Origin of the sequence: Corynebacterium sp. HMSC063A05 (assembly GCF_001809695.1) — a bacterium.
GTDB classification, from domain to species: domain Bacteria; phylum Actinomycetota; class Actinomycetes; order Mycobacteriales; family Mycobacteriaceae; genus Corynebacterium; species Corynebacterium amycolatum.
Map to the genome: position 1 here is coordinate 182,995 of NZ_KV798500.1, position 18,083 is coordinate 201,077.

Below are 18,083 nucleotides of genomic sequence, written 5' to 3' on the forward strand. Positions count from 1 at the left end.
AGACCCGAGGCAACATTCACGTGTGCGCACACAGTTTGGCTACTTTACCTTGAGATGGCGCTAGAACAAAAATGCCAAAGCCAGTCTCAGCTGCAAACTGCTGAGACTGGCCTCCCCCCCCCGGAGTGCTGCTAGCAAGAATACATCAAAGGCAGATACCTAATTGAGGATCTCAATTGAGCAAATGCCCTCCCCCTCCCCCCGGTTACATAGCTCAATCAAAAGTGCCTCAACCAGGATCCAAGCTATCCCCAGCTAGCTGCCGCACGGCGGTTAATATCCGCCATTCGCTGACTACCTGCGCTGACAGTATCCGCAATAGTCGTGAGAATCATATTGAGCTCCTCCGCTGCTGTGTCCCATTCACGCTGAGCCTCCTGGTAAGAATCCGAAGACTCACCCTCCCACGTAGAGACCATCGGCGCGATGCGCTTCTTCAAATCTCCGAGCAGCCCGTTGATAGTGCCAGAAGTGGAACGAATGTCATCCGCAGCACCGTCGATGCCGCCGAAGCTGTACCTAATTGGTTGCATTAAGAACCCTTTCCCCAAAAGGTGATGTGTGTTGTGTGATTCAGTGTTGTAATTGTGCGATCCGACAAAACGTTTAGAGGTTCAGCAACGACGCACCCGCTGCTGCCACCTGCTTGAACGACGACGCCCCCTCGTCCTCGCCCGCATCGAAGCTGCTGGAATTTGCGCGGATGTTATCCGCAATATCCGTCAGCGCATTGGATAGACGCATAGCTGCGTCATCCCAACGAAGCATCAGATCATCGAAGCTGTCTTTAGCCTGGCCCTTCCATTCCCCCGCCAGACCGTCCACGACGCCTCGAATGCGCCCCAGCTCGCCCTGTACTTCCGAGTTGACGCCATCGACGTCCCCTGCGGTAGTGGTCATTTGATCTGATTCGGCTGCAAATAGGTTTGCCACTGTTTCCCCCTTTTTCGTGTTGAGTGACTGATTAACGACGGCATTTTTACCTCCCCGCGCGAGCCAGCCAGCTTCCCGCGTTAAAAAACCCGTCATATTGTTTGGCGCGAAAAACCCCGATTCGGTTCCATTTTGGTTTTCCGACCTTTACCCCTACCTACCCCCACCCCGCCCCAGTCACCTTCTCTACGCCCCTTGCGCATTACGGCACCGGCCGAGCGCTTACTACTGCCTGGTCGCATACGGGCCGTACCGGCGCAATAGTCCTTCCTCTGAACTGGCACCCCACACTGACTTGAGTTCCGTCCATCACTTTGTGATGCCAGAGCACTATCGAATTACCTGACGGCAGCCGCTCTTCTAGGACTACGACATCGGTGCCCAGTACTTGCCTGCGTTCCGGCGCGGACTTTGTCTCATCCCCGGCAACGGAGCTACTCAAAGCTGCTGCTAGATGTTCAAGCGCCATGTCCTGCGAAAGCGGATTAGCGAGCACCAATACGCGCATATCTCCGCCATCCACCGCAATCAGACGGTCGAACGGACTTGCCGAATCAAGCTCCCACCCGCCGGGAAATCGAGCTTCCACGCCTGCATTGGCCAGCATGACTACTGGAGCAGAATCGGGAACCGGTTTCGATGTGGGTGGAGGCGTAGTTACAGGTGGCGTAGTTACAGGAGGAGCCTGTGCGTGCGATGTCTCACGCTGCTTCTGCCTCCCCTCGTTCTCCCTGCCTATGCCGCCACTAATGAGCCATGCAGCAATCCCAACAATCAGCACCACCACCGTCAACAAACCAACGGCAGCTACTGACACAACTGTGCTTTGATTCGACACTGCGCTGGCTTCTCCCCTGGCTGCAGGATGCCTCCCCGCGAGATCCTCCAATTGCTCCACTTCACCGGCTTCAGCGTCGCCGATGCTTTTCAACCAGGCCGGATTTACGCACTCCCCGAGCCGCGAGGCTGGACAGTCGAAGACCAAAAACCCACGGTCGCGCAGACGATCGACTAGTAGAGCTCGCCGCGGGTTCGCTAGCCCAGGTGGAACTTCGCCGACGATGAACTCAATATCCTCCTGCCAGCGGGGCGGATACTCGGTAATACCGCGCCCACCGCTAACTTCCACATCATCAGGTATCCCCTGGGGTACATCCGGATACATGGTCAGCTGATAAGCCAGCGCAATAACTGTTTCCACCAGCGGTGCGCTGTCGTTCGCTCCGACCAAATGTGTCATCCGACTGTCAATGTGCCCACCGCTCAGACGAGTGACACAGACACGCGTTTCCTCTACTTCCACCAACACGCTATGAGACACAGTTGCCTCATCGAGTTCCACAACGGCGTCGGCAAGCGTCAGAATGTACGGATTGAGTTCGGCAGCCAATAGCGCGGAGGCCAGCCGGCACTGTCGCACAGCACCCCAATAGCTGGGCACAATGACTGTTTGCATGCTCTCGAGAAGCGGTCTAGGGCCATGCACAGCCAGTTCTGTGGTGTCTGCAGGTGCCGCGAGTCCCCACAGATGCCAGGTACCGTGGCGCAGCGTCGGGGTCTGCGTGGTGTCAGGAGAATCGACCCGAATCATCAACTGTCCTCCTGGTCACCAGCAGTATCCAACAAACCCAACTGCACAACCTGCGGACTCTGGCCGTGCGCCACCCAATAGCCACGACCCGGCGGCTGTTCGCAGGGCTTTACGCCGAGGATGGGGCCGTCGTCGCGTGTGCCATCCATAACAAAGACGCTGGCGCCCTGATCCTTAACCGCACCCATGACCGGGTCGTGGAGGGAACGCAACGCCCCGCTGATTCGACGGGCGAAAAAGATATTGAGCCCAATGTCGGCGGCGTGAGCGATGACTTCTGCCAGCGGCTGCAAGGGGTTACCCCGTGAGCCAGCCACGAGGTCATAGTCATCCACGATGACATTGATGGTTGGACCACTCCACCAATTTCGGGCCTTCAACTGCGCTGGAGTGATATCCGGTTGCGGGAGACGAGCCTTCAGTACCTCTGCCAGCTCCGCCAGCATGGGCGTCGCCACCGCAGCCGAGCCTGCATAGCCGGCCAGCCGCTCTTGGGGCACGGCCTCCATTAGCCCACGACGGTAGTCAATCACGACGAATTTCGAGTCCGACTGCGAGTACCGCAGCTGGTGAACGATGCCCTTCAGCGCGGCGGTTCTGCCACTGCCCGCCGAACCGAATATCAGTAGGTGGCGATCCTTTTCGGGGTGGAATATCACCGCGCCCAGACCGGCTTCTTCGAGACCCACTGCAATCGCACCTCTCGTCGCGGCCGCTGGTCGCGGCAAACGCGCAATATCAATCCGCCGCGGCAACAACTGGAGCTTGGGCGCCTGCTCACCGTGTGGCACCGTCTCTACAATCCGCTTGGTGTCCGCAGCACCGGTGAGAGCTACCAACATCGAAAAGCCGCCCGGCGCGACCCCACGTCCTGGGCTCTCCGGCACCAGCTCCGCTGCCTTACGATCAATCATTGAATCCATCGACTCCGCCTGACGCAGCTCAATCCGAGTACCAATCAGGTCGCGAACGGCAGGTCTCATGTCCGTCCACCGATGGGCTGTCAGCAGGACATGAATTCCCACCGCCAATCCATCTGCAACCAGCGCCTGCACATCGTCACTCAGCGCCGGAAACTCCGTTTTGAACGCACCCCAGCCGTCAATGACCAACACCGAATCTGGCTGCCCTGCCGCCCGTGCTGCTTCCGACGAGAGCCATCCATTAGCGCGAAAGAGCTGTTCCCGACGACTTACCTCACGACGCAAAAAACCAAGCGTACGGCGAATAAGCTCCTCGTCTCCGCGGTGTGCAACCGACGCGACATGCGGCAACTCAGCCAGGTCGCTCAAGCCGCCCGCACCACAATCAACGATATAAAAATGCAGGTCACGGGCGCTGATGCCGTCGGCAAGCGCGAGGACCGCTGTGCGTGCAGCAGTGGTCTTTCCTGACCGCGGAGCTCCGACGATTGCCACGTGCCCGCCGGTTGTGCGCAGGTCAATACGCAGTGGGTCTTGGCGCTGAAACAGCGGCTTGTCCACCAGTCCAATCACACCGGTCAATCGCTGTCGCGGCAGCTGCTCGTCGGGCTGGAACTCGATGGCCTCCGGTAATGGTGGCAGCCACACGCGATGCGCACGTGTCGGTACGTGCGATACCGCTGCCACCACGGCACCGAGCACCGTCTGCTCCGATGTCTGCACAGGCGGATCCACCATTCCACCATCGCTTGACGACGCACCGAAAGCCTCCCGCGTCCAATTTTCAGCGGTAAATTCAGCGACAGTGGCGACCTGCCCCTGCAGCCCCTGCTCTGCCCCAGCCGCCGCACCGTCAACAGGCTGCGGGCGGACCACCGGGCCGGAAACATACGCCGACCGAAAACGCACCGGCTCGGCGGCAGCAGATTTGATATACCCAATGCCCGGGATGGCCGGCAGATGATAGGCGTCCGGAACACCCAACACGCTGCGGGACTCCGCGACGGAAAAGGTCTTCAACCCAATGCGATAGGAAAGATGGCTTTCCAGCCCGCGCAAGCGGCCTTCCTCCAGACGCTGACTGGCCAGCAGCAAATGCATGTGCAAACTGCGCCCCAACCGACCAATCGCAACGAAGAGCTCGGCAAACTCCGGGCGTGCGGAGAGCAGCTCCGAAAACTCATCCACCACAATCAGCAACGCGGGCATAGGTGGCGCATCTATCTGCCCAGAGCGCCGGGCCTGTTCATAGTCGCTGACACCGGCGAAATTCCCCGCAGCGCGTAGCTGCTCTTGGCGCCGCGTCATCTCACCGCGCAGTGCGTCTTCCATGCGGTTGACCAGGATAAGCTCCTGCTCCAAGTTGGTAATCACCGCCGAGACATGAGGCAATTGATCCAGTCCCAGAAACGTCGCACCGCCTTTGAAGTCCACCAGCACAAAGTTCAACTGATCCGGACTGTGCGTGGCTGCGAGCCCTACCACGGTCGTTCGGAGGAATTCCGACTTACCCGATCCTGTGGCACCAACGCACAGACCGTGTGGGCCCATGCCGCCCTCGGCGCTCTCCTTAAAATCCAGATAGACCGGCGCGCCGCCGTCATCAGCCCCAACGGGAATACGCAGACGAGCACTGCCAGAGCGCGGTCGGTAGCGCAGAGTTGTCGGAGGCGGATACAACCCGAGCTCCTCCATAACCGGATCTTCCGAGGTCTTAACAGAATCATCTGCGCTTGTTGGCACTTCAAAACGCGCCAAGCTCCGCCCAAGAACCTCCGCTTCTGCTGGACTCAGCTGATCAGGTACACCAATCTCCTCCCTTCCGGACGCGGTTTCCGCATGCACAGTAGAGGTGGAAACGGCCAGCGCGATGCCATGGTTAACCGCGGCCTCCCACAACATTGACTGCGCCTCCACGACGGTCAGCAGAGCTACCGAGGTCTCCGACCCCGCCTCGTCAAAAATCGGTGTCAGTTCAGTGACATCGAGCTGTCCGCTCGAATCCGCCAGCACAATCAGCACTGCAGCTGGCAGTGTGTCGATAGCCGTGAGCAGCTCCGTCAGCTGCGCACACGTCGCTGCCCGCAACCGCGCTGAGCCACAGGCATCAGTAACTGCGGGGTGCCCGTGGTGTGGTGTCCATTTCAGCCATTCCCACCCATCTCCCACAACTGCAATCAGGCAATCCTCCGGATGATGCAGCGCAGCGGCTTGGGCGACCATCGCTCGAGCCAGCCCCTGCGCCGCGGTATCTCCAGTGAGGGCGATAATCTCAAAGGCCGACACATCTATGGCAAAGGGCACTCCCTCAACCTGACGAGCCGATCGAATAACTTCCCGCAGTGCTACGGCGGAAACCGGATCCAGTTTCTCGGGCGCCGGAATTGCCGGCGGTGTCACAAGCGTTGCGGGCTGCTGCGTTGCCACCCCGATGCGCAGCTGCAAGAAATCCGGGTCCCCCTTTCGGCGCTCGCACGCCCGCCCCATCGCCCCCAGCTGCCACAGAGTTCCAGGCCGAGGGTGGATAAACTGCGCCGATTCACGCTGCATCCTCGCTGCTTTCGCCACCGCCCGGCGAATACTGGACAAATGCCTCTGATAGTCCTTCCGCGCCGGTGCCATGTCCTTATTTCCCGCCCCTCCCGACACCATCATGCCCACAGTGGAAAACACCATCATCAGCGGAAACATAAACGACATCGGGTTACGTCCCATCCCAGAGACAAACATCAACACCACCATGCCAACCACCGCCACGACCATGATCAACGACATGAGTGCACGCATCAGCGGCACCGGCTGTGGCTCCGGCGCTTCCGGTGGCGCATCCGGCGCGATTGTGCCCGTCATAGGCTGCGGCCCCGCTTTTCGGGTAGCCGAAATCCCCGCCCGTGCACTAGTCACAAAAATCCCCCCGCTATGTGTCGCCCCTTGTGTTCACTCGACGGCCAATCCCCCGACCAATCGGTGTGCACATAGCTTAAAACACACTCCGGATTCTCGCAGCGCATGGCCGAGACTGTTAGCGGGGGCACGCGCAGTTACTACCCCGAGTAGCGCTCTAACGAGTTGTACGCCACTCTAGAGGGACTAAAGCATGCAGAATTCATGGGGGAAATACATGCTGGGGGAACTCATTCGCGTGCGCATTGATGCCGCACACATGCCCGAAGACGCCAACCGAGCACACGCAGACCTTGCATTACCGACCAACGTCGCAATCGCCGCACTCGTACCGGATATCCTGCAAATTTTCGATATCGACATTGCGGACTTCCCGCTGGCACAGTGGCAGCTACGGACCGCCGCCGGCACGATATTGCTTGCCGACGACACCCTGAACGATGCCGGTATTGCGCCAGGCGAACGCCTGGTTGTTATCAACGACCCAGGGCCCGTGCCCAAACCTCGGCTCTTCGATGCCGCCGATGCTATTACCGACACCACCTATACCGACGGTATCGGTACGGCTGATTTAGTTGTTGGCTGTACCGCCGCCCTCGTAGCCACAGCTTCAATTGCAGCTGCCTCACTGAGCTTGAGCAGTACCGATTCCACACTGGCCGCGGCAATCAGCTTCATCGCACTGCTGGCAGTAGCCGGTGGACTGCGCCTGGCTCTGTTGTGTAGCGCAAAACCGGCGATTGTCATGTCCCTGGAGCTGCAAGTGCTCATTCTGGGCACCGCTTCGGGGCTCTGCTTCGTTGGCCTCGACCTACACCGCATACTCACCGACTGGCCGCCGACTGCTGCGATTAGCGTCGCGCTTGCCGTCACCGGTTTGGTTTTTCTCATTTCCAACACCGACGACGGCGACAACCGCATCACTGTTACCCTGGGCGCCGCGAGTCTCAGCGCTGCAGTTACCTTCGGTATTTACGCTGCGGCTGTCGCACTTTTCCAGAACTCGGTTCAATCAGGAGCACTCACCGCTGCTAGTGCAGTCATCCTGATACTGCTGGCACCTTCCCTGGCTATCAAGGCTGCCGGTATTCGCGTACCCAAAGTCCCTGCCGCCGGAGAGAGCTTCGATGACAGCGAAACTCCCGAAATATCCCACAACGCACCTAAGCGAGCGGGTTGGATTCTCGACGGCATCGTCTGCAGTGGCACCGGAAGTCTCAGCATTTTCACCCTGGTGGTACTTTTCTCCGGAGCCTATGCGAACAGGTGGTGGCCTCTGGGCATGGCTGCTGCTGTCATAGTCTTTTGTGCAATTCACTCCCGTGGCCAAGCCCGGAAAGTAGCTTCCACCTGCACTGCTTTAGCTGGTCTTGCCGTCATTGTGGCTGTCGCCTTTCAACAGTGGTTCGAAGGCAATTGGCCAGTTTCCGCTGGCCTTGTCGTCCCAATGCTTGCAGCCACCGCCTTAGCCGCATTTCCAGCGTCACGCATCTCACCTACAACGCGCCGCATAGCTGAGCTAACCGAGGCCTGCAGCATCGCCGTCATTCTGCCCATTGCGGCCATCATTGCCGAATTCCCTGAGTTCGTAAGTGGGTTCTTCCAGTGAAAAACCCACTTTTCATGAATGCCATAAAAACCCGTCTCACCGCCACGACCGCACTTTCCACGGTGCTTATCTCCACGTTGACGGCGGCCACCGCAGTAGCACCGTCGGGCATCGCACCAATAGCGGCTGCCCAGAACAGCCAGGACTGCGTGGCCACGATGCTGTCGTCGGAAAGCGCACTGCGTGAACCGACAGTGATCGAAAAAACTCTTCGGTTTCGCCAAGCATGGCAACTGACGACGGGTGCGGGGATTACGGTGGCGGTGATCGATACCGGGGTCTCACCCAATGAGCGCCTGGGCGAGGTTCTCGACGGTGGCGATTTTGTCGACGGCGACAGCGGGTTCGTAGACTGCGACGGTCACGGAACTCTAGTAGCCGGCATTATTGCAGGCCGGCCCGGTGCCGATGGTTTTGCGGGACTGGCGCCCGACGCGCACGTGTTGTCGATAAGACAAACGGCCGATGGCGAAGGCAATTTGGAGTCGCTGGCACAAGCTATCGACAGGGCCGTCGCGGAGGGCGCGAGGGTTATCAATATCTCGCTCACATCGTGTGCCCCGGCAGGTGTAATGCCCCAAGGTGCAACGGATGTTGCCGAGAGCGTCGCACGTGCGGAAGTCTCAGGCGCAGTAGTGGTCGCAGCGGCAGGAAATAAGGGCGATAGTTGTCAGGCCGGATCCGTAGCGTGGCCCGCAGTCCTGCCGGAGGTAATCGCAGTATCAGCAGTACAGTTCGACGATGCTGGCCAAGCACAACCCGCGGAGTATGCAATCACGGGACAATGGGTCAATGTCTCTGCTCCCGGCGGTCCCGTACTCGGTCCCGATCCGCGCACCCCTACCGGCCTCATAGACCGCCACGTGTTCGGGTCCGGGGATAACACCCGAGCTCAGCAAATCGCCGGCACCAGTTTTGCCACGCCAGCCGTGTCGGGAACGGCTGCCCTGCTGCTGGCGCGAAACCCAGAGCTTTCCCCAGCACAGGTTCGCGACATCATCCTTAATTCCGCGAGCCCAATTAGTTCCGACCTCGACCTTGGTCGCGGCATCATTGCACCGTATGACGCTCTGATTTGGACCACTGTGGACACCGCCGCGCAGCACGCCGCCAATCCCGCTGCCGCACCGGCTCCGCCGGATCTGCTTTCTTCGCAGGAGCACAATGCACCGCTCCGGGCGACTGGTTTGCTCCTGATATGCGTGCTGGGCCTAGGTGCCTGGCTGCTCTCGCGTCCCGGACAGCGGCCCTAGCGCCGCCTGCTTACTCAGCTCAGGGCCTCCACGCAACGCGGCCAGAACTTCCCAGTCCACTGGCCGCGTACCACCGCTGTCGGCGTTGGATGATGCATTAAACCCGAGAGCAGCCAACGTCGTGCGATCGTGCACAGCAAAGCGCATTCCCTCTGGCGAAATGACGTGTACAGCCCCATTTACGCTTACTGCGATCGAGCTGCGCTCACGACTGCGGCCATCCACGAAACCGTCGACGGCCACACCCGCCCCGTCAGCATGCGGGTAATCCACGTGCCGCCCCTCCGGAGCATGCTGCGACCACTGCACGAGAGCTTGCAGCCGTCCTGCTATCCGGCCGGCACACAACCAGCCATCAGCATCGGCAAACGTCAACGGCTTTTCAGGTAGTCCCGGGACTGCTGGTGCATTCGCAACGGGTACTGCCGCCAGCTGCCCTTCACTGGCCTGCAGAACTGGGCTATGTGCAGCTAATAGCTCTCCTAGCACCGGGGAGAGAATCGCGGCACCGTCGTCAAGCACGATAACGCGCCGCTGCCCGACCTCGACCACATTGCCGACTGTGTCGAATGGGGCGGCGAAGTGTGTGGGTGCGCCGCGGTTTGGAATTGCTGGCGCGGCCAGAATCGGAACCTCCGGAATCGCTCTGAGCAACGCAGGGCTAACAGGCCGGACTGCGGCGCGCTCCAAACCCAGCGCTCGAGAAACAGCGGCGTGCTCCGGGTGGTTGACATCCAACCGTGAGCGGTAGCCCTGCGTAATCAGCCAGTGGTTTTGGCCATCGGCAACAACGGCACTGTCCGAGTGGGTCCGGGTAAGCTGCTGCGGTTCCCCACGTACTTCCTCAAGACGCGCAAGTGACTCTGCAACAATCCACGGTTGCCCGAGGTCTTGCACCGTCCGCTCGCATAAAGACAGTGCCAGCTCCGGCGCACCTACGCTGCCCGTCTTGGCAGCTCCCGAGGCCCCAGAGCCTGCCGGCGTGGCCGGAACTGCTGGTGCGCCCTCAATCCCGACAGCAAAACTGATGTCCTCTTTGTCCAACTCGCTACTGCGCACCCGTTTCGGCTCAGCAGGATTGCCCAAAATTAACCGCGCCGATGCGAGATTCGCGACTGGATGCAATCGACCATTGACACGTACATGTAGGCCCTCCGACCCTGACACGACAATCAGCTGCTCATTGGAGCTAGAACCGCCCTGCGGTCGCACCAACGACAGCACCGCAGTACCGGCGGCCAGTAAAACCACCAGCGCACAGCCGATAAACAGTGCTCGGGTTCGCGTGCGCAGAGGGTCGTGCAGCATTCGCGAATCCGCACGCACAAGCGCATGCTCAATCCGACGAATCAAGAATCGATGACCGCTGACCTGGCTAGGCGTGGTCGGTGTACGTGGCATGAGTTTCCCCCAAAACTATTCCCCCAAATAATCTCTACCCTGCAGAGTAAGCCAGGCCGCGCTACTGTGCGACCAGGGGAATTTTAGTGGGGAACATATTGGGGGGATTTTCACATGCCATTGTCATTGTGGCTGCTCATTACAGCAATAATCATCACTGCAGGCGCGCATGTCCCTGTGCGCGGACGCAGCCTTCGCGACCGGCTGCGACGCACCGAACCAGGACAGTTCATCGGACTACGTCTCACACCAGGTCTGCGTAGCCAGCTAAGCGCTGCGGATATCGTCTCGCTTGCCGACGACAGCCCAGTGACCCTGGATGCGCTGTGTTTTTATCACATTGCGCCGGAAATCCGCGGAGAGCATGCGCACCGCTACTTCCGAGCGGCCGAACGCTCCGGCACAACCCCTGAGCCCTGGACACATCTGGTGGCAACTCTTCCGGTGGAAGCCTCCACTGACAAAGCCCTACGCTTCCTCATCCACAGGCTGGGGACCCTTGGCATTCGCGTACGGCGATTAACGGCACAGGAGTGTGCTCTGACTGAGAGCTCTGCGGAGGTAGTACAGCTGCGCCGCACTGGACGCTCTCATCATGTGGCGGCGTTGGGGCGCAAACCGCACCTGTGGTTAAGCCGACAACGTGACGTCGCTATCACTAATGGTCCAGCGCAGGTCATAGGGGTCGGGAGCAGTGGACAAACCATCACAATGTGTCCCGCGAACCTTCCCCGATTGGAGGTCGACTGCGGAAATCAGGACATTTGTGAGTTGCTCATCGGAATGCTCTCGCTCGGCTATCGAGTAGGAATTCGCACGTCCCGTCCACATTTCTTTACTGTGGCTCTTGATCTGGGCGCAGTACTTCTCGCGCGAGCTGGAGACGACACCGTCGATGTGGTTGTCGTCGAAGAGTATGAGCCCGACCTGCGTACGGGAATCGCGAGAATCATCGAGGTCAGTCGTGCAGGTTCGCCCACGGCAGCAGCATCGGAAATGCCAGCTTCATGCCCTCGACTGGTGATGGGCGAATTCACCTGGACGCTATCTACCTCCCGCACTACCGATGAACTGCAGCCACTGGCTATGCGGGCAACTAGCGGTTCAGTCCCGGAATCAACGCGCCCAAATCTGGCAGACCGCCCGGCGCCGGGGAGCCGTCAGGCTCACCCTGCTGCGCTGGGTCATTCGGAGCACCATTTTCTTGGCCACCCGGCTGACCGCCTGCTGCAGGAGGCACATCCTCCTTCGGCATCTGTGCACCGGTGACATTGCCATTGTCGATAGTGGCAGCGCCCGCTGGTCCCGAGCACTCCAGAGTCGACGGGCCATAGGCCGCGCAGCTGTATCCGAATGCGCTCAACTGAGAATTCGCTGGCAGCGTCTTCATCTCACCCGCCGGCGGGAAAGTAAGGACCTCGTAAGTAACTCCTCCCGGATTCCAGGACACAGCATTGGCGGGAACCTCGTTCCCCGTGCCGTCATCGACCATCGGAGGATTGGCAAGATTCACCTGACAGGCCAAGTAGGCGTCACCGCTCAAATCGTTGAGGAAACAACGTGTCGTGCCATCCTCCAACTGAAAGAGTCGAGTATTTGGGCCGTCCGCCGGAGTGTAATCCGCATCATTGACCTGGGTGATTGCAGGAGTCTCCGTCGGCGTCTCTGATTCTGTCGATTTCGTCGACTCCTCAGTCGGTTTCGGCGGAGTCGAGGATTTAGTCTTTGCGGAAGAACTGACGGAGCGATTCGAGACTTCCGGCTTAGCCGGCTCGTCGTCTCCACATCCGGCCAGCGCGAAAGTCATCATCACACCGGCTGCGATCGTTGCCATAAATTTATTCATCCGCATGATGTCCTAACCTACCCGACCATCGCTCCATCCCCTAGTAGCCGAGGGAGGAATTACTTCCGGAGAACTAGCTCGCATCTCGTCGATGCGTTCTGGCGTGATCACATCATTGAAAGCGAAGATGGTTACTTCCCTATCTCGATAAACAGGGGTTACCCCTGGAGCTACCCAGAGCCCTTCACCAGGAAACTCTAAATCCTCCTTGGAATCCCAAATACCCGGGGGTGACAAATAGATGAATCCCACGTTCAGCTTTCGGGCTGAGCGGTCGACATCGTTCGCCCCATCCGGCCGATCGGGGTCTGGAAAACCGAGGTAATCAGCGTGCCAATACAGCATTGAGGTGGCAGTCCACTTATTCGCAACTGGCCAGTCATAGTGCGGGAACACTACCGGCAGATCATTGCGAGCGTACATCCAGCTGGACCCCTCCGGCGGATTCGTAAACGTGCGGTACTTATGTGCCTCCGGCTGCTCGGCCAACCAATCAAATGCCTTCAGGTCAGCATTGGAAATGATTTGCCATTCTCGAGGGCTCTTGTAGGCGAAATCTGCAGCGCTAGCATTAGACGCCACTCCATAGACGACGAGTACAGCAGAGCTCACCGTCGCTAAGCTCAACCCCAGAACCCGCCCCGTCGATGGCACCTTTGACTCACTAATTCGAGCCGCCCACGCGCAGCTCCACGCCACGGCGATACCCGCAAACGCGGAATACAGATACGCGGTGACCATCACCAACCGGTGAGGCGTGGAATAGTGAAGCTCCGTGTACAACGCGAGAATATCGCCCGGCATGCCACCAAAATGATTGAGCGCGTGGGTCGTCATCAACACCGAAACAAACCAGGCCGGTACTACCCACACCCGTCGGCGCGAAGTACCTGCGAAAACCAAAACCGCCATTCCGATGAAACCGAGGATAATAATTGGCCAGAACGGCCGGAATTCCTCAGTGTGGCGAGTCAGCATTGTGGCGCCTCGATACCACGCATCGAAACGATCGAGGTCGTCTACTTCAGCGCTAACCGCGCGCACATCCTCGGTCTGAGAAGTTCCCGTAAGCCACTGCGGCAGTAGAACTGCCACTGCTGGCACAAAGGCGGCTGCAATCACCGCGACGTCGTAAAGCTTGGCGCGAACCGCACCCAGTTCAGGATGCGCGGGACGCGGCAGGCGGTAGCACAACCACCAGATTGCACCGAGCATAACAACTGTAGGCACCGATGCCGGATGGAGCTCTCCGATACCGATTATTGCAAGAGCGGCGCTCAAGATGCGCTGAGGTGCGTGTGGGAGCGACGTAGCAAAGGCAAAAACGGTAATCGCTAGCGCAATCGAGACCTGGTACGGCCAAGCCCCCACGAAGACCCCGACGGGCATCAATACCGGAAGCGCTGCGGAAACAAGCGCCGCAACCCCCGCGGCAACGGCGGTGGACAGCTTTTGGCGATCAATAATTCGCCAGGTCAGCGCCGCAGCAGCCGTGGGTATGGTCACGGCCGGAATGATAATGCCGAGGTAATTGACCGCCTCGGTGATTGGTAGACGGACAATCAGTACCCAAAGCGCACCGAACGCATGCCATGCGGCGGGATAGTAGGACACCGCCTGAGTTTCCACATTCTGGATCTCGCCCATCCTAGTGGCCGAGGCCATGCCATCTTCCGTAATCGAACGGAGCACACTTGCATGCCAGAGTGTGTCCCAGCCTTGCTGGATGGTCGCCATCCCCTCGGACATTGAAGCGATGCGGCCGATAGCGGTCCACGTGAGAACCGCCGCTGCGATGATGACCCCGATACTTGCGATTAGCCCATAACCCAACTCGCGCCATCGACTTGCGGCGAGCGGCTGCGCCTCGGCCGACACCGAGCGATTGACACCACCGCGCCGTCGCCGAATCAAAGCGCTGCCGCCACGCCAGCACAGCGCGAGAAGTAATGTCACGGCGCAGCAGATAGACGCACTGACCAAGGTGAAGCGCACATCGATAGCGCCGAGCACCCACCCTGCGGTGCCTGCGATACCAAACGTCACCGCAGGACCGAGGGCCAGCGCCCACGGTGTACGAACGCCGCTGGCTCGCACTACAACAGCGCCGGGGATTACGAGCAGCGCAACCAAGCTAACAATTGCCCACACCACTACCGAACACTCCTCCTACGGTCACTTTCTTCAGGGAATTTTACCGAGAGCTTGTACATTTAAGCCTCGTCCACATCTGTCCGGGCATCACGACGCTCACGGGTCTGCTCCGCCCTGGCCGCCAGATCAGCATCGGCGGGGTAATCAACACCTACCAGGCTGAGCCCACGCGCCTCTGCCACCGGGACCAACGGGGAACGCTTCTCTTCACTCAACAACTGTTCAGTGAATCCAACCTCACGCCGCCCTTCACCGACGCTAAGGCAGGCCCCTACCAGTGAGCGCACCATAGACCAGCAGAACGCGTCGGCAGTCACATGGGCCTCGTACAGCTCCGGTTCTTCCCGCGTAGATACGTCGAACCACTGGAACCGCTGTAAATCTCTAGTGGTTGTGGCATGTGGCTTGTGTCGACAAAAAGCGGCGAAGTCATTGAGCCCCAGTAGAGCATCAGCTGCCACCTGCATACGGTCGATATCCACTGACCGTCGCCAGTGGGCCGTATCGCGAGCACGGGTAGGAAGCGGGCCACTGACGCAACTAGTGACACGATAGACATAATGCCGACGTAACGCGGAAAAGCGGGCATCGAAACCCGGGGGCGCAAACGAGGCGCCCCGAAGCGTCACGTCCGCGGGCAATAGTCGCGCTACACGACGAACCAAATTACCCGGGTCCCCTGCGATAGAACGTGTGTCTAAACAAGAGACAGGAACATCTGCGTGAGCCACCTGACCGGAGGCATGAACGCCGGCATCTGTACGACCGGCCACAGTCAGTTGCACTGGAGTGCGCAACACCTTCTCCAGAGTGGATTCCAACGTCGCCTGCACAGTCCGCACCGGTTCTCCCGTAGGCTTATCGCGCTGAGCAGCCCAACCGTGGAAATCTGTCCCATCATAGGCAATGTCAAAACGCAACCGAACCAGGTCGGAGGCGGTACTCCCCGTAGCGGCACGATCGGGAGAATCGCACGGGGTATCCGGAGTCGTTGGCGTAAGTGATGTCACGGTTAACAGATTGTAGCCGCGACCCCGGATTAGAAAATCACCAGTTTCCACCGAAGGGCCTCCGTACAGCTCCCAATGTTGGTACGTAATCTTCGGTGTAACCGGAGACAGAACTGGGGTCGGGCGCTGTGCGCCGTCGTCAAGCACAAAGAACCCCCGGTAGAGAGTTCAGATATGAACTACTCGACGGGGGTTCAAAGCTGTGACGGCCAAAAGCCGTCGGCGAGGGGATTTACTCCTCCTCTGCAGCCTCAGCTTCAGCAGCCTCAGCCTCGGCCTCTTCGGCCTTTGCCTCTTCAGCCTGCTTGGAAGCAGCGGCGCGAGTTGCGCGAGTTGCCTCAGCAGTTGCGGTCTCTTCCTCAACCAGAGCGATCAGAGAAATCGGGGCGTTGTCGCCCTTGCGGTTACCCAGCTTAATGATGCGGGTGTAGCCGCCGTCGCGATCAGCGAACTGCGGACCGATCTCGTCGAACAGCTTCTTAACTGCGTAGTTGTCGTTGAGCAGCTTTGCAACGTTGCGGCGATCTGCGAGAGTGCCGCGCTTTGCCTTGGTAATCAGCTTCTCAACGTACGGACGCAGCAGCTTGGCCTTGGTGTCGGTGGTCTTAATCTTGCCGTGCTCGATGAGCTGCTTCGCGAGATTGGCCAGAATCTTCTTCTGGTGCGAAGCGGAGCCGCCGAGACGGGAACCCTGCTTAGGGGTAGGCATAGGTATCTCCTCGTTTTAATGAAGTCGCGTCGGTGAACTACTCGTCGTAGCCAGCGCTTGCGCCATCAGTCCAGTCAGCGTCATCGCCCGAGGCAGCGTCCAAATCAGCGACAGCAGCCGGGTCGAAGTTGTTCGGGGAATCCTTCAGAGCCAGGCCAAGCTCAGCGAGCTTTTCCTTGACCTCATTGATGGACTTGTCACCGAAGTTGCGGATATCCAGCAGATCCGACTCGGTACGAGCAGCGAGCTCACCGACAGTGTGGATCTCCTCACGCTTTAGGCAGTTGTAGGAGCGCATAGAGAAGTCCAGATCCTCAATCGGAGTCTGGTACGCAGCGACATCCTCAGCCTCGCGCGGGCTCGGGCCAATCTCGATGCCCTCAGCAGCCTCGTTCAGCTCGCGTGCCAGACCGAACAGCTCAACCAGAGTCTTGCCTGCCGACGCCATTGCGTCGCGGGCGGTGATCGAGTTCTTGGTCTCGACATCGATGATCAGCTTGTCAAAGTCGGTGCGCTGCTCAACACGAGTAGCCTCCACCTTGTAGCTGACCTTCAGAACTGGCGAGTAAATCTGGTCCATCGGAATGCGGCCAATTTCGCCACCGGAGTTCGGGGTCGCCGGCACGTAGCCACGACCACGTTCAACGATCATCTCAATATCCAAGCGACCGGATTCGTTGAGAGTAGCGATGTGGTGATCCGGGTTATGAATCTCCACACCTGCTGGGCACTCAATGTCTGCAGCGGTCACCGCGCCTGCACCTTCGCGACGCAGGTAAACGGTAGCCGGCTCGTCGAACTCGCTCGAGAGCACCAGACCCTTGATGTTCAGGATGATGTCGGAGACATCTTCCTTCACGCCCGGGATAGTGGTGAACTCGTGCAGCACACCGTCGATGCGGATGCTGGTGACTGCAGCGCCCGGAATGGACGACAGCAACGTACGACGAAGAGAGTTACCGAGGGTGTAACCGAAACCCGGCTCCAGCGGTTCGATAACGAACCGGGAGCGAGAGGAATCAATGTAGTCCTCAGTCAGCGTTGGGCGCTGGGAAATGAGCATTTTCGAAAATCCTCCAGGTGGCGACCGCTATATGACGCCATAGGGAATGAATGGATGCAAGCGAAGTTAGTTATTACTTCGAGTAGAACTCGACGATCAGCTGTTCCTGAAGCGGAATGTCGATCTGTGCGCGTTCCGGGGTCTGGTGCACGAGGATGCGCAGGGACTCAGGAACAACCTGAAGCCATGCCGGGACGACAGCGTCGACCAGGTTCTCCTGTGCCTCTTCGAACCACATCATCTTCTGCGACTTCGGGCGCACGTCGATGATGTCGTACTGGCTTACCTGGAAGGACGGCACGTTGATCTTCTTACCGTTAACGGTGAAGTGGCCGTGGGAAACCAGCTGACGAGCCTGGCGACGAGTACGAGCCAGACCAGCGCGGTAGACAACGTTGTCGAGACGCGACTCCAGCAGGACGACGAGGTTATCGCCAGTCTTGCCCGGACGACGGTGAGCCTCGGCGTAGTAGCGACGGAACTGCTTCTCCATCACGCCGTAGGTGAAACGTGCCTTCTGCTTCTCCTGGAGCTGGAGCAGGTACTCCGACTCCTTGATACGAGCGCGACCAGCCTGCCCCGGAGGGTAGGGACGACGCTCGAAGTTCATGTCGCCACCGACGAGGTCGACGCGGAGACGACGGGACTTACGGGTTGCGGGACCGGTATAACGGGCCATTTCTGTTC

13 protein-coding genes are annotated in these 18,083 nt (G+C 59.3%); 3 read left to right on the forward strand and 10 right to left on the reverse strand.

Going from position 1 to position 18,083, the window contains the following annotated elements; genetic code table 11:
- Positions 1–245: 245 nt before the first annotated feature.
- The 4 genes from HMPREF2651_RS04635 to eccCa all read right to left on the reverse strand — a co-directional run bounded on the left by HMPREF2651_RS04635 (position 246) and on the right by eccCa (position 6,297).
- A complete protein-coding gene (locus HMPREF2651_RS04635) occupies positions 246–533 on the reverse strand; it encodes a WXG100 family type VII secretion target (protein ID WP_005509924.1) in 288 nt (95 codons plus the stop codon).
- Positions 534–606: 73 nt separating this feature from the next.
- Positions 607–933 carry a WXG100 family type VII secretion target gene (locus HMPREF2651_RS04640; RefSeq protein ID WP_005510029.1) on the reverse strand — a complete coding sequence of 109 codons (327 nt, stop codon included), beginning with the start codon at positions 931–933 and terminating at the stop codon, positions 607–609.
- 202 nt (positions 934–1,135) lie between these two features.
- Positions 1,136–2,524 (reverse strand): type VII secretion-associated protein, encoded by a 1,389-nt coding sequence (locus HMPREF2651_RS04645; RefSeq protein ID WP_049180787.1) that lies wholly within the window; start codon positions 2,522–2,524, stop codon positions 1,136–1,138.
- Entirely contained in the window at positions 2,524–6,297 is a 3,774-nt protein-coding gene (gene eccCa, locus HMPREF2651_RS04650) for a type VII secretion protein EccCa (RefSeq protein ID WP_049180786.1), read from the reverse strand. Before eccCa ends, HMPREF2651_RS04645 begins: the two co-directional genes overlap by 1 nt.
- A gap of 247 nt (positions 6,298–6,544) precedes the next feature.
- On the opposite strand from eccCa, the gene eccD reads away from it, so the two are divergent.
- Both eccD and mycP read left to right on the forward strand, forming a co-directional pair.
- A complete protein-coding gene (gene eccD, locus HMPREF2651_RS04655; protein ID WP_239663037.1) occupies positions 6,545–7,960 on the forward strand; it encodes a type VII secretion integral membrane protein EccD in 1,416 nt (471 codons plus the stop codon).
- 14 nt (positions 7,961–7,974) lie between these two features.
- The gene (gene mycP, locus HMPREF2651_RS04660) at positions 7,975–9,213 is read left to right on the forward strand and encodes a type VII secretion-associated serine protease mycosin (RefSeq protein ID WP_246817330.1); all 1,239 of its coding nucleotides are present in this window, start codon (positions 7,975–7,977) and stop codon (positions 9,211–9,213) included.
- On the opposite strand, the gene eccB is transcribed toward mycP, so the two are convergent.
- On the reverse strand, positions 9,172–10,614 hold the full coding sequence (eccB, locus tag HMPREF2651_RS04665; protein ID WP_038627684.1) for a type VII secretion protein EccB: 1,443 nt from the start codon (positions 10,612–10,614) through the stop codon (positions 9,172–9,174). The two genes, mycP and eccB, sit on opposite strands and share 42 nt — an antisense overlap.
- A 114-nt stretch (positions 10,615–10,728) precedes the next feature.
- Here eccB and HMPREF2651_RS10770 point away from each other — a divergent pair, with 114 nt between their 5' ends.
- Entirely contained in the window at positions 10,729–11,883 is a 1,155-nt protein-coding gene (locus HMPREF2651_RS10770; RefSeq protein ID WP_080972803.1) for a hypothetical protein, read from the forward strand.
- Positions 11,884–12,472: 589 nt separating this feature from the next.
- On the opposite strand, the gene HMPREF2651_RS04675 is transcribed toward HMPREF2651_RS10770, so the two are convergent.
- From HMPREF2651_RS04675 to rpsD, 5 genes are all read right to left on the reverse strand, one after another.
- Complete coding sequence (locus HMPREF2651_RS04675) at positions 12,473–14,614, reverse strand: DUF6541 family protein (RefSeq protein WP_049180782.1); 2,142 nt, start codon at positions 14,612–14,614, stop codon at positions 12,473–12,475.
- A gap of 59 nt (positions 14,615–14,673) precedes the next feature.
- Positions 14,674–15,543 (reverse strand): tRNA pseudouridine synthase A, encoded by an 870-nt coding sequence (locus tag HMPREF2651_RS04680; RefSeq protein WP_049180801.1) that lies wholly within the window; start codon positions 15,541–15,543, stop codon positions 14,674–14,676.
- A gap of 313 nt (positions 15,544–15,856) precedes the next feature.
- Entirely contained in the window at positions 15,857–16,333 is a 477-nt protein-coding gene (gene rplQ, locus HMPREF2651_RS04685) for a 50S ribosomal protein L17 (protein WP_038627680.1), read from the reverse strand.
- Between the two features lie 37 nt (positions 16,334–16,370).
- Positions 16,371–17,396: a DNA-directed RNA polymerase subunit alpha gene (locus HMPREF2651_RS04690; RefSeq protein ID WP_038627678.1), complete on the reverse strand. Its 1,026-nt coding sequence runs from the start codon at positions 17,394–17,396 to the stop codon at positions 16,371–16,373.
- A gap of 73 nt (positions 17,397–17,469) precedes the next feature.
- Complete coding sequence (gene rpsD, locus HMPREF2651_RS04695) at positions 17,470–18,075, reverse strand: 30S ribosomal protein S4 (protein WP_038627676.1); 606 nt, start codon at positions 18,073–18,075, stop codon at positions 17,470–17,472.
- Positions 18,076–18,083 lie beyond the last annotated feature (8 nt).